Genomic DNA, 12,330 nt, shown 5'->3' with positions numbered 1-12,330 from the left:
TGGCGATCGGATAAACCAGCAGCCTCCATTCCCAAGGCCCTTCGTGGCCATGCAGACGGCATAACGTTAGATGACCTCCACCGATCCGATCGCCAATCTCGCCACCCTCATTCGTTGCCCCTCAGTCACCCCGGCCGAAGGCGGCGCGCTTGCAGCCCTTGAAGCCATGCTGAAGCCGCTCGGCTTCGCGGTCGACCGCGTGATGGCCAAGGAGGCTGGCACGCCCGACATCGAGAACCTTTATGCGCGGCTTGGAACCGAAGGCCCGCATCTGATGTTTGCCGGGCATACGGATGTCGTTCCCGTCGGCGACGAGGCCGCCTGGAGCCACGGTCCGTTTTCGGCCGACATTGCCGGCGGCGAGATGTATGGCCGCGGCGCCGTCGACATGAAGGGCGGCATCGCCTGCTTCGTCGCGGCAATCGCCCGCCATGTCGAAAAGCATGGCGCCCCGAAGGGCTCGGTCTCCTTCCTCATCACCGGCGACGAAGAGGGACCGGCGATCAATGGCACCACCAAGCTCTTGCAATGGGCGGCCGACAAGGGCGAGCGCTGGGATGCGTGCCTGGTCGGCGAACCGACCAACCCGGAGAGCCTTGGCGACATGATCAAGATCGGCCGGCGCGGCTCGCTGTCCGGCCGCATCACCGTTCACGGCGTGCAGGGCCATGCGGCCTATCCTCATCTCGCCGACAGCCCGGTGCGCGGCATCCTGCAGCTGACGCAGGCGCTGATGGACCCACCCTTCGACAACGGCACCGAGAGCTTTCAGCCCTCCAATCTCGAAGTGACGACGATCGATGTCGGCAACAGTGCCGTCAACGTCATTCCGGCCAAGGCGACGGCCGCCTTCAACATCCGCTTCAACGACACATGGACGGCGGATAGCCTGATGGCCGAGATCATCGCCCGGCTCGACCGTGCCGCGGCAAGCGGTAGCCTGCGTCCGGACCGCGCCCCCGTTCGCTACGAAATCGTCTGGGCCGAGCGCCCGAGCCACGTGTTTCTCACGCGCAACAACGCGCTGATCGATTCGCTCTCCGGCGCGGTCGAAGCCGTCACGGGGCGCCAGCCGAAGCTGTCGACGACCGGCGGAACCTCGGATGCGCGCTTCATCAAGGACTATTGCCCGGTGGTCGAGTTCGGCCTCGTCGGCCAGACGATGCACATGGTCGACGAACGGGTCGCCGTCGCCGACCTCGAGACCCTGACCAATATCTATGAAACCTTCATCGCCCGCTGGTTCGGCCATGCCGCTGCTTGATGAGGTGCTTGCCTATATCCGGGGGCTCTGGCTCCTGGCGCAGGGTAACGAAGAAGGCTTCCGCTGGCTCGATTTCAGCGAGAGTGGCCTCTGGCGCTCGTTCACGTCCATGCTCTGGTGCCTGCCGGCGATCGCCGTCACCTGGGCGTCCTGGCGGCTCTACTACCTCTCGGTCATGCCTGATGGCACCACGATCGGCATCGGCTTCATCTTCAAGCTGCTCGTCGTCGATCTCGTCAGCTGGCTCTTGCCGCTGGTGCTGATCGCCATTCTCTCGCGCCCACTCGGATTTGCCGGAGCGGTGGTACCGATCGTCGTTACCACAAACTGGCTCTCGGTTCCGCTCTCCTACGCCATGGCGGTGCCGGCGGCGATCCGTGTCGTCATTCCCGGGAGCCAGGGGCTGACGAGCTTCATCTGGTTGACGCTGCTCGTCATCAGCGTTGCGGTGCTCTTCCGGCTCTTGCGCATGGTGACCGGCAACCAGACGCTGCTTGCCTCGGCGCTGACGGCGCTGTTCCTGTTGCCGTCGATGATGATCGGCGATCTCTTGCAGCGCTTCTTCGGTCTGATCCCGACAAGCTAGGACTTCGGGATCAGTAGTCCACCTGAAGGAAATAAAGCCCATCGGGCGGCGCCACGGGGCCGCAGGCCTTGCGGTTGCGGGCCTCAAGCGCTGCCTGCAGATCATCCGGCGTCCACTTGCCTTCGCCCACCAGCTTCAGCGAGCCGGCGAAGGAGCGGATCTGGTTGTGCAGGAAGCTCTGCGCCGTTGCGCGGATCTCGATGACGCCGGCGACAAGCGCGACGTCCAGCCGATCGAGCGTGCGCACCGGGCTCGCCGCCTGGCAATGGGCGGAGCGGAAGGTGGTGAAGTCATGATGGCCGACGAGGCGCTGGGCGCCTGCATGCATGGCTTCATGGTCGAGCGGCTTCGGCACCCACCAGGCGCGCCGGGCTTCAAGCGCCAGCGGCGCGGGCCGCGAGATAATGCGGTAGAGATAGTGGCGGCGCAGCGCCGAGAAGCGCGCGTCGAATTCCTCGGACACTTCCTCGGCCTCGAGAATCGCCACCCGCTCGCCCGCAAGCCCCAGATGGGCATTTAGCGCGTTGCGCAGCGTGTAGGGCTTCCACGGACGCGTGAGATCCGCATGCATGACCTGGCCACTGGCGTGCACACCGGAATCGGTGCGGCCGGCGCCGCGGATCGACACGGTCTCTCCGGTCAGCGACAGGATCGCCTTTTCGATCGCCCCTTGGACGGACTCTCCGTTGTCCTGCCGCTGCCAGCCGACATAGTCCGAGCCGTCATATTCGACGGTCAGCTTGAACCGCGGCATCAGCCGAGCCTCGTGCCGGGCGCAACCGGCGTTCCGCGCAGGAAGTCGGCCGCACCCAACGCCTTGCCGCCGGCGCGCTGCAGGCGGGTGAGCCGAACGGCGCCCTCGGCGCAGGCAATCGTCAGATTATCGTCGAGCACCGTGCCGGCCTCGGCCTCGCCGGAAGCGGGCTCCGAGTTCAGAACCTTGATGCGCTCCGGCCTGCCGGCGATCTCAAGTTCGAACCAGGCGCCCGGAAATGGCGACAGGCCGCGGATATGGTCGTGGACCTCGCGGGCGGGACGGGCGAAATCGATGCGGGTTTCCGTTTTGCTGATCTTCTGGGCGTAGACGACGCCGTCCTCGGCCTGGACCGTCAGCGGCAGATCGTCGGCCTCGAGTTTTGCCATCGCTTCCCGCATCAGACTGGCGCCGACCTGCATCAGGCGATCGTGCAATTCGCCCCCGGTCATCGTCTCGCCGATCTGAACCGTCTTGGTGAGGGCGACCGGGCCGGTATCGAGCCCCTTTTCCATCTTCATCACCATCATGCCGGTCTCGTGGTCGCCGGCCATGATCGCGCGCTGGATGGGGGCTGCACCGCGCCAGCGCGGCAGCAGCGAGGCGTGGCCGTTGTAGCAGCCGAGCTTGGTGCCGGTGAGGATGGCCTCGGGCAGAAGCAGGCCATAGGCGACGACGACGGCGACGTCGGCGTCGAAATCACGGAAGGTCTGGCGGTCCGCCTCGTCCTTGAAGTTGACCGGCGTCAGCACCGGAATACCCAGCAGTTCGGCCGCCTGGTGCACCGGCGATTTCTGCAGATCGAGCCCGCGGCGGCCACCCGGCCGCGGCGGCTGGGTATAGGCGGCGACGATCTGATGGCCCGCCTCGGCAAGTGCCGCCAGTGTCGGCACCGAAAATTCCGGTGTGCCCATGAAGATGATGCGAAGCGACAAGGCGGTAACTCCGTCCTTTCAGATCACTTCATGCGGGGAAACGGCGAAATGATCTCATTCTCTAAAAACAGGACAATTCCAAGAAAGCCGTTTCACGCTCTTCCTGGAATGTTCAATGGGTTCCCGCCTTCAAAATTTCGCGTGATCTTCCGCGATCGAAGGCTCAGATCGCCTTTGCGCCGCGCGTCTTGGCAGCCTTGGTGAACTTGCGGATCACCATGTCGCGCTTGAGCTTGGAGATGTGGTCGATGAACAACACGCCGTTCAGGTGGTCGATCTCGTGCTGCAGGCAGGTGGCGAGCAGGCCTTCGGCCTCGATCGTCTGTTCCTTGCCGTCGCGGTCGAGGTGCTTGACGGTGATGACAGCGGGGCGCTCGACCTCGGCGTAGTAGTCCGGGATCGACAGGCAGCCTTCCTCGTAAACCGAATAGGTGTCGGACGAAGCGACGATCTCGGGGTTGATGAAGACAAGTGGCGTCTTCTCGTCGCCCTCTTTCGAAACGTCGAGCACCAGCATGCGCCTGGCGACACCGATCTGGATCGCGGCAAGGCCGATGCCGGGGGCATCGTACATGGTTTCGAGCATGTCATCGGCCAGACGGCGGACGTCCGCGTCGACGGTTTCGATCGGCGTTGAAACCTGGCGAAGCACAGGATCGGGAAGGATGATAAGCGGCTTGATGGTCATGATGCTCCCATAGCCGATCTTTCCATCGACGCGCAAGGAAATTGCCTTGCCACCTGCGGCACCCGCTCGTCCCTCGTCGGGCGTTAACCGCCGCGCACATATGTTCTTGTTTTGATCTACACTTCGCGAGAGAATCTGTTAGGTTTGGCGCATGGAACCCGCGCCCCTTCCCTTCGCCCAGCCGTTGTTTTTCATCGGCACCCTGCCGATTACCCTGGGCCATCTGACGATTGCCGCCGGCCTTGTGCTGGCTGTTGCCGGCCTGATGGCGCTCTCGCGCCGGCGCAATCCCCGCGACGACGAGCGGCAGGAACAGATGGCAATGCTGCTGGCAGCACAGACGGAGATGCAAGGGCGGGTCGCGGCCATGGCCGAGGTGTTCGGCGCCCGGCAGGCGGAGCTCAACCAGACACTCAGCCAGCGCATCGACGGCATGACCCATCGCATCGGCGCCTCGATCAGCGAGCAGACCAAGGCGACACACGAGAACCTGCGCCGGCTGCAGGAACGCCTCGCGGTCATCGACACGGCCCAGAACAACATCCAGTCGCTCGCCAAGGACATGGCCGGACTTCAGGCGATTCTATCGAACAAGCAGACGCGCGGCGCCTTCGGCCAGTCGCGCATGGAAGCGATTATCGCCGACGGGCTGCCGATGGGTGCCTTCGAATTCCAGGCGACGCTGTCGAACGGGGTGCGGCCCGACTGCACCATCCGCATGCCGAACGGCCAGCCGCCGCTGGTCATCGACGCCAAATTTCCGCTCGAAGCCTGGAACGCGATGCGGGATGCTCCGACCCCGGAGCGGCGCCAGCAGATCGCCCAACTCTTTCGCCGCGACATGGAAACGCACGTGCGCGACATCGCCGGCAAGTATCTGATCCCAGGTGAAACGCAGGATACCGCCTTCCTCTTCGTACCCTCGGAATCGATCTTTGCGGAGATCCACGAGCATTTCGAAGCGATCGTGCAGAAGGCGCACCGCCAGCGGATCGTCATCGTCTCGCCCTCCCTGCTGCTGTTGTCGATCCAGGTGATCCAGGCGATCCTCAAGGATGCACGCATGCGCGAGCAGGCGCACCTGATCCAGGGCGAAGTCGCGCGGCTGATGGAGGATCTCGACCGTCTCGACGAGCGCGTGCGCAAGCTGCAGGGCCATTTCGCCATGAGCCAGAAGGATGTCGAGGACATCCTCGTTTCCTCCAGCAAGCTCACCCGCCGCGGGGCCAAGATCGAGGCCCTAGAGCTGCAAGCGGAAGGCGGCACACGGGACGCGGACGAACCACGTGCCGCGGTCGACAATCGGGTCGGGCAATTGCGCCTGCGGGTGGTTGACGAGGACTGAGGCTGTCGGGCACTCTCCGGCCCAATTCGCAAAGCCGACAGGATAGTTTCACATGATTACTGTTTTTGGGTCCATCAACATGGATCTGATCGCCACCACCGCGCGCCTTCCGAAGCCCGGCGAAACCGTCGCCGGCACCAGCTTTTCGACCGCCGCCGGCGGCAAGGGCGCAAACCAGGCGCTGGCCGCACGACGTGCCGGCGCGACGGTGCAGATGGCAGGCGCGGTAGGAAAGGACAGCTTTGCCGACGGCGCGCTCGAACTGTTGAAGGGTGCAGGCACCGACCTGTCGTTGACCAAGACGGTCAGCGAGCCGACCGGCACCGCCCATATCCTCGTCGGCGGTGACGGCGAAAATGTCATCGTCGTCGTCGCCAGCGCCAATGCGACGGTCGATGAAGCCGATGCGGTGAAGGCCGTCGACGGCATGAAGCCCAGCGATACCTTGATGCTGCAGCTCGAAATTCCGGCCGCTTCGGTCGAGAAGGCGCTCACCGCCGCCAAACAGAAGGGCGTGCGTTCGGTCATCAACATCGCGCCGCTGACACCGGACGCAGCCCGCCTCGGCCGCATGGCCGATATCGTCATTGCCAACGAAACCGAATTCGAACTGCTGGCCGGCAAGAGCGGTATCGGGAGCACTGAGCGCGAAGAAGCGATGAAGGCGCTGCACGCGGAGACTGGCCAGACGGTCATCGTCACGCTCGGCGCCGAAGGCGTGGTGGCCGTACATGAAGGCGAGATCCAGCGCGCCAAGGGCCTGAAGATCGAGCCGGTCGATACCGTCGGCGCCGGCGACACCTTCTGCGGTTATCTCGCAGCCAGCCTCGATGCTGGCATCGCCTTCCCCGACGCTCTGCGCCGCGCAGCAGTCGCCGGCTCCCTCGCCTGCCTGAAGAGCGGCGCCCAGCCCTCGATCCCGCTCGCTGCGGACGTGGCGTCGCGTCTCTAAATCCTGCGCCAGAAAGCACGCACTTGAGACGGGCGAAGTCGCCCGTCTCATTTTTCCCAGGCCCTGGCCCGCATAGATTTCACCCTCCCGACGGCCGCTTGCGCAATCCGGACAGCCGATGTCGCGGACATAAAACTTTGCGTGCAATTTTATGCAAGCGATGCGTAAAACAGCGTCCGTGTTGGCCCTATCTTAAGAATCTCCAGTCTATTCAGGACCGTGAGAAAACCGGCCAAAGCGCCTGGTCGTCTCCAACATGCCGGTCGGCATCTGACGCTCCATGATGGAGTTCACCCCCATTGCGAAATGCGTCCACCGCAGGTGAAAACCTGCGAACCTCCCAGCACGTGAGGATTTCATGTTCAAGTTCCAAGCCAAATCGCTGGCGACCAAACTGATCGCGGTGACAGGCGGCACGATCGCACTTGTCTTGCTTGCCTCGAATTTCGTTCTCATATCCCAGACCCAGGACCGCGTCGAAACGCTGGTCCTCGAACAGGCAGGCGGCGAAGCCCGCGCGATTGCCTCCGACATTGCCGGCGACATCGGCGAGCTTGCAAGTGCTGCCCGCTCGATGGCGGGCATCCTCGGCCGCGCACATGCCGAAAAGTCGCTGGAGCGCACCGGGGTGATCAACATCCTCAGGGCAAACCTCGAGCAGAACCCGTTCGCCTTCGGCAGCTGGTTCGCGGAAGAACCCAAAGCTTTCGATGGTCGCCAGGAAGACCTCGTCAACAACAAGGAACTGGGCGGTAACGACAAGGGCATCTTCACGCCCTACTGGTCGAAGAGCCGCACCAACGAAATCCAGTACTCCACTTTCGGCGCTGACTACGCGGCCGAGTGGTACAAACTCGCGGCAAAAAGCGGCAAGGGTGCCATCACCCAGCCCTACACCGCGCAGGACACCGACGTTCCGACCGCGATGAGCTCGATCGCCTACCCGGTCATGTCCGGCGGCAAGCTTCTCGGCGTCACCGGCGTCGACATTTCGCTCGCCTCGCTCGGCGATGGCCTCTCGAAGCTGAAGCCCTTCGACACCGGTCGCGTCTACCTGCTGTCGCAGACCGGCAAATGGTTGGTCGCACCGATCCCGGACCTTCTGCTCAAGGAGTATGACGGAGAAGGCAACGAGGTCGTCAAGAACGCGCTCGCCTCCGGCAAGCCGGGCATCATCTCCAACCTCTCTTATGACGGCAACGAACCCTTCGACCGTCTCGTCTATCCGTTCACTCTCTCGGGCGTGAACACCAGCTGGGTCGTGCTCGTCGACGTGCCGCGCACCGCGATCAATGCGCCGGTCAAGGATCAGACCTACATGATGATCGTCGGCGGCCTCGTCGTGCTCGGCGCTGTGCTGCTCGGTCTCTATCTCGCGGTTCGTGGTTTCGTGCAGAAGCCGCTGGCAAGCCTCGTCAAGGACGTGAACGACCTCAGCCACGGTGACTACACCAAGGCGATCGCCGGCCAGGATCGTTCCGACGAAACCGGTGAAGTCGCCAAGGCGCTCGAAGGCTTCCGCCATCAGCTTGCCGACACCAAGCGCCTCGAAGGCGAAGCCCGCCATGAGCGCGAACAGGCCGAGCGCGAACGCGGCCGCTCGGAAACCGAGCGTGCAGAATCGAGCGCGCTTCAGCGCGACATCGTCGCCCGCCTCGGCAAGGGTCTCTCGCATCTGTCGTCCGGCGATCTCGCATTCCGCATCACCGACGATTTCCCGGGCGAATACGCGCAGCTCAAGCGCGACTTCAACGCGGCGATGGAAAGCCTCGAAGAGACGATCCGCACCGTCAACCATTCGGTCGTCAACATCGGCAACGGCACCAGCGAAATCAGCAGCGCCGCCAACGACCTGTCGCACCGGACCGAACAGCAGGCTGCAAGCCTGGAAGAGACAGCAGCGGCTCTTGACGAGCTGACCTCGCAGGTCAACGCCAGCGCCGAAAACGCCAAGGTCGCCGCCAAATCGGTGGATGTGGCCAGCAGCGATGCCGGACAGTCGGGCGAGGTGGTGCAGAAGGCGATTGCCGCGATGAAGGGCATCGAGCAGTCCTCGCACGAAGTCAGCCGCATCATCGGCGTCATCGACGAAATCGCCTTCCAGACCAACCTTCTGGCGCTGAACGCCGGTGTCGAAGCGGCGCGTGCAGGTGAGGCCGGCAAGGGTTTTGCCGTCGTCGCCCAGGAAGTGCGCGAACTCGCCCAGCGCTCTGCCAATGCCGCCAAGGAGATCAAGACATTGATCAACACCTCGGCCGGCCAGGTGCGCGAAGGTGTTGATCTCGTCGGCAAGGCCGGTGGCGCGCTCGAAAAGATCGCCGAGCAGGTCGTGCAGATCAACGGCCTCATCCGCCAAATCTCCAGCTCCGCTTCGGAACAGGCCGTCGGCCTGAAGGAGATCAACTCCGCCGTCAACCAGATGGACCAGGTAACCCAGCAGAACGCCGCCATGGTCGAGGAAACGACCGCGGCCGGCATGGCGCTCAACGAAGAAGCCCGAACGCTCAACACGCTCGTGGCCCGCTTCCGGGTCGCGCAGGCGACCGCATCGGCCCAACCGTCCTCGGCGGCTATGCTGCGTGGCACGGCCGAGCGCATGCGCGCGGCCGAACGCCCCGCTCCGGTCCCGGCCCCCGCCCGCGAGGCGCGGCCCGCTCCGGCGGCGAACCCAGCGCGAAGCAGCTACTCGGCTTCGACGCAGCGGGTGCTGACCCAGACCTCCGGCGCCAACGCGCTTGCCCAGGACAACTGGGAAGAGTTCTGATCAACGGAACGAGAAAAGAAAACGGCGCCTCTCGGGGCGCCGTTTTTGTTTGAACTACGATGATTGAGCCGAGGCTCAGATGCGAGCCAGCCGCTCGGTCAAAAGGTCGAAGAAGCCCTGGTCGTCGACGAAGCGCATAACCTTGGCGTTGTGCGGCCGGCCGGTGACCTGCCACCAGTCGACGACGGTCATGCCGGCCGTCAGCTCCGACTTGGTCTCGATCTCGACGTTGCAATCGCGGCCGGTGAAAAGCTCGGGGCGCAACAGATAGGCAATGACCGTCGGATCGTGCAGCGGGCCGCCATCGGTGCCGTACTTCTCGATATCGAAGCGCTCGAAGAATTCGAGCATCTCGGCCATGGCGATCGCCGGGCGGCTGCCAATGTCGCGGATCTTCTGGACGCGCGCCTTGTGGGTCAGCACCCGGTGGGTGACATCGAGCGGCATCATCACGATCGGAACGCCCGAACGGAAGACGATGTCGGCTGCCTCGGGATCGACGTAGACGTTGAATTCGGCGGCGGGCGTGATGTTGCCGCCTTCGAAGAAGCCGCCACCCATCATCACCAGTTCCTTGACCCGCTGCGCAATGTCAGGCGCCTTCTGCAGGGCCAGCGCGATGTTGGTGAGCGGGCCGAGCGTGCAGAGCGTCACGGTGCCCTCTGGCTCCTTTCGCAACGTCTCGACGATGAAGTCGACCGCATGCTGCTCCTCGAGCTTCATTGTCGGCTCGGCAAGCTCCGGGCCGTCAAGGCCGGTCTTGCCGTGCACGTGCTCGGCGGTCACCAGCGGGCGAGCAATCGGCTTGTCGGCGCCCGAGAACACCCGAACCTTCGGCCGGTCGCAGAGCTCGCACAGGATGCGCGCATTGCGGGCCGTCAGCGCCAGCGGCACGTTGCCGGCGACCGCGGTGATACCGAGCAGGTCGATCTCTTCCGGACTGCCGAAGGCGAGCATGATGGCGGCGGCATCGTCCTGCCCGGGGTCGGTGTCTATGATTATCTTTCTCGGCACGGGCACTTTCTCGTCCTCCCTGGACCACGTTGTTCGGCGCGATCGATACGTTGCATTGGGCCGGACGGGAGTAAACGCCCTGGCGTTCCTTTGTCCCATTCCCGGATTCTGCGAGAGCGGACTATGATTTGCGTGCACGCCGGAGGCAAGCGGCTTGCACTCATTGCGCACAGCTACCATATTGCGGAAAGGATGCTGCAAGGCAGGTCCGAACAACGGTCGCTTGATCTCGCAAGGACTTGAAGAATGAGCCGAATTACCCCTTTTACGAGCCCGCTTCTGCTGGGTTTCGATACGATGGAAAAGACCCTTGAGCGGATTGCCAAGGGCAACGACGGATACCCGCCCTACAACATAGAACGCGTTCGCGGCGATGCCTCGACCGACGAACCGGAACGGTTGCGCATCACGCTCGCCGTGGCAGGCTTTTCCGAAGAAGATCTCGAAGTCACCACCGAAGAGAACCAGCTCGTCATCCGCGGCCGGCAGATCGACAACGGCGACCGTGATTACCTGCACCGCGGCATTGCGGCACGCCAGTTTCAACGCACTTTCGTTCTCGCCGACGGCATGAAGGTTCTGGGCGCGGAACTGCGCAACGGCCTGCTCTCCGTCGACCTCGTTCGTCCCGAACCGGTTCGTATGGTAAAGAAAATTAACATTTCAGTCCCAGAGTAGGATAACCGGCGGGATTCTCCCCTCACCGGCGACCACGGAGTGTCACCATGGGACTGAAAGACATCAGCTCGTCGCTGTCGAAGAACGACCTCGCACATCTCGGCGAAGGCGAAATCGGCTACATCCGGAAAATGCGCTCGGAAGAAGTCTCGCGCTGCTTCCCGGAAGCGCCGGAGATGGGACCGGGTATCGATCTCTGGGCGCTTTTCGGCGCCGACGGCACGCCGATCCTTCTGACAGACAATCGTTCCAGCACCTTCTTCAAGGCGGCCGAGGATGATCTGAAGACGGTCACCCTGCACTGACAGGCTGCCGTCGGTGGAGACGGCAATCGGACGCTTGAATGGAAGCCGTCGCTCTCGAGAGCGACGCAAGCGCGAGCGGAAAACCGCTTCGCACCTTTCCTGGAATTGATCTGCTAGTCCGCAATTCCGCACAGAAAACCGCTTCGCACTTTTCCTGGAATTGATCTTCCAGTCCGCAATTCCGGACGGCAATTCCGSACRGAAAACCGCTTCGCACTTTTCCTGGAATTGATCTTCCAGTCCGCAATTCCGGACGGAAAACCGCTTCGCACTTTTCCTGGAATTGCTTTAGACGCGCCGGAAGGTGAGATAGGCGGAGCTTCGCCCTTCCCTGCGTGCCTTGGCCTCGTAGCGCGTGCTCGGCCATCCCTCATAGGGCGTCAGCCAATCGGAAGCCGTCTCTGCCGTCCACTCGAAGGCTGCGTGATCGCGGCAGTGCAACAGCGTCCAGTTGACATAGGTATCGATATCCGAGGCGAAGCAGAACACGCCGCCGGGCTTCAGCACGCGGGCGAAGCGATCGAGATTGACCTTGGAGACGAAACGGCGCTTCCAGTGTTTGCGCTTCGGCCACGGGTCCGGATAGAGCAGGTCGATCTGGTCGATCGACGCGGCCGGCAGCCAATCGAGGACCTGGGTGGCATCGTCGTCATAGAGCCTGACGTTGCTGACGCCGCGCTCCTCGATATGACCGACGAGCTTGGCCATGGAATTGACGAAGGGTTCGACGCCGATGAAGCCGGTCGACGGCGCTTCGGCCGCACGGTGGATCAGGTGTTCGCCGCCGCCGAAACCGATTTCGAGGCGCATGCGGTCCACGCCCTGCGGATAGAGGGTCTTCAGGTCCGCCGGAGGCGGGCTCGAAAGGTCGAGCTTCAGGGTCGGCAACACGGTTTCCAGGTGCGCCGCCTGCCGCTCGCGCAACGGCTTGCCCTTGCGGCGGCCGAAAAAGGCCTCGGTTGCTCTGGCGCGGCGCGGTTCGGTCATGTCGTCTTTCCCTTGGTCATACCGATCTGGATCAGGCCAACCCAAAATCAAAATGAAG

Annotated in this window: 12 protein-coding genes; 7 read left to right on the top strand and 5 right to left on the bottom strand. The window is 63.4% G+C overall.

Annotated features, from left to right (window positions below):
* The first annotated feature begins 70 nt into the window (after positions 1-70).
* Together dapE and ASD01_RS13190 are read left to right on the top strand one after the other, a co-directional pair.
* The gene (gene dapE / locus ASD01_RS13195) at positions 71-1,264 is read left to right on the top strand and encodes a succinyl-diaminopimelate desuccinylase (RefSeq protein WP_034797369.1); all 1,194 of its coding nucleotides are present in this window, start codon (positions 71-73) and stop codon (positions 1,262-1,264) included.
* Positions 1,251-1,850, top strand: coding sequence for a hypothetical protein (locus tag ASD01_RS13190; RefSeq protein ID WP_034797371.1), 600 nt, complete (start codon positions 1,251-1,253; stop codon positions 1,848-1,850). The genes dapE and ASD01_RS13190 overlap by 14 nt, the downstream gene beginning before the upstream one ends.
* A gap of 10 nt (positions 1,851-1,860) precedes the next feature.
* Here ASD01_RS13190 and truA read toward each other — a convergent pair whose 3' ends face one another.
* The 3 genes from truA to def all read right to left on the bottom strand — a co-directional run bounded on the left by truA (position 1,861) and on the right by def (position 4,227).
* Entirely contained in the window at positions 1,861-2,604 is a 744-nt protein-coding gene (gene truA / locus ASD01_RS13185) for a tRNA pseudouridine(38-40) synthase TruA (RefSeq protein WP_034797373.1), read from the bottom strand.
* Positions 2,604-3,539 (bottom strand): methionyl-tRNA formyltransferase, encoded by a 936-nt coding sequence (gene fmt / locus ASD01_RS13180; RefSeq protein WP_034797375.1) that lies wholly within the window; start codon positions 3,537-3,539, stop codon positions 2,604-2,606. Before fmt ends, truA begins: the two co-directional genes overlap by 1 nt.
* Before the next feature lie 163 nt (positions 3,540-3,702).
* A complete protein-coding gene (gene def, locus ASD01_RS13175; protein ID WP_034797616.1) occupies positions 3,703-4,227 on the bottom strand; it encodes a peptide deformylase in 525 nt (174 codons plus the stop codon).
* A 151-nt stretch (positions 4,228-4,378) separates the two neighbouring features.
* On the opposite strand from def, the gene ASD01_RS13170 reads away from it, so the two are divergent.
* The 3 genes from ASD01_RS13170 to ASD01_RS13160 all read left to right on the top strand — a co-directional run bounded on the left by ASD01_RS13170 (position 4,379) and on the right by ASD01_RS13160 (position 9,288).
* Positions 4,379-5,572 (top strand): DNA recombination protein RmuC, encoded by a 1,194-nt coding sequence (locus tag ASD01_RS13170; RefSeq protein WP_034797378.1) that lies wholly within the window; start codon positions 4,379-4,381, stop codon positions 5,570-5,572.
* Positions 5,573-5,624: 52 nt separating this feature from the next.
* A complete protein-coding gene (locus tag ASD01_RS13165; protein WP_034797380.1) occupies positions 5,625-6,524 on the top strand; it encodes a ribokinase in 900 nt (299 codons plus the stop codon).
* A 358-nt stretch (positions 6,525-6,882) separates the two neighbouring features.
* A complete protein-coding gene (locus ASD01_RS13160) occupies positions 6,883-9,288 on the top strand; it encodes a methyl-accepting chemotaxis protein (RefSeq protein WP_034797382.1) in 2,406 nt (801 codons plus the stop codon).
* 75 nt (positions 9,289-9,363) lie between these two features.
* On the opposite strand, the gene ASD01_RS13155 is transcribed toward ASD01_RS13160, so the two are convergent.
* Positions 9,364-10,308, bottom strand: a complete 945-nt coding sequence (locus ASD01_RS13155; RefSeq protein ID WP_034797385.1) for a nucleoside hydrolase — start codon at positions 10,306-10,308, stop codon at positions 9,364-9,366.
* 240 nt (positions 10,309-10,548) lie between these two features.
* On the opposite strand from ASD01_RS13155, the gene ASD01_RS13150 reads away from it, so the two are divergent.
* Positions 10,549-10,980 (top strand): Hsp20 family protein, encoded by a 432-nt coding sequence (locus ASD01_RS13150; protein WP_034797386.1) that lies wholly within the window; start codon positions 10,549-10,551, stop codon positions 10,978-10,980.
* Between the two features lie 47 nt (positions 10,981-11,027).
* The gene (locus ASD01_RS13145) at positions 11,028-11,285 is read left to right on the top strand and encodes a BQ00720 family protein (protein ID WP_034797387.1); all 258 of its coding nucleotides are present in this window, start codon (positions 11,028-11,030) and stop codon (positions 11,283-11,285) included.
* Positions 11,286-11,573: 288 nt separating this feature from the next.
* On the opposite strand, the gene trmB is transcribed toward ASD01_RS13145, so the two are convergent.
* On the bottom strand, positions 11,574-12,272 hold the full coding sequence (gene trmB / locus ASD01_RS13140; RefSeq protein ID WP_034797389.1) for a tRNA (guanine(46)-N(7))-methyltransferase TrmB: 699 nt from the start codon (positions 12,270-12,272) through the stop codon (positions 11,574-11,576).
* Positions 12,273-12,330: the final 58 nt, after the last annotated feature.

The sequence above is a fragment of the Ensifer sp. Root423 genome (genome assembly GCF_001426275.1).
GTDB classification, from domain to species: Bacteria; Pseudomonadota; Alphaproteobacteria; order Rhizobiales; family Rhizobiaceae; genus Ensifer; species Ensifer adhaerens.
The sequence above is the reverse complement of the archived record's forward strand: the minus strand, read 5'-3'. Positions and strand labels throughout refer to the sequence as shown.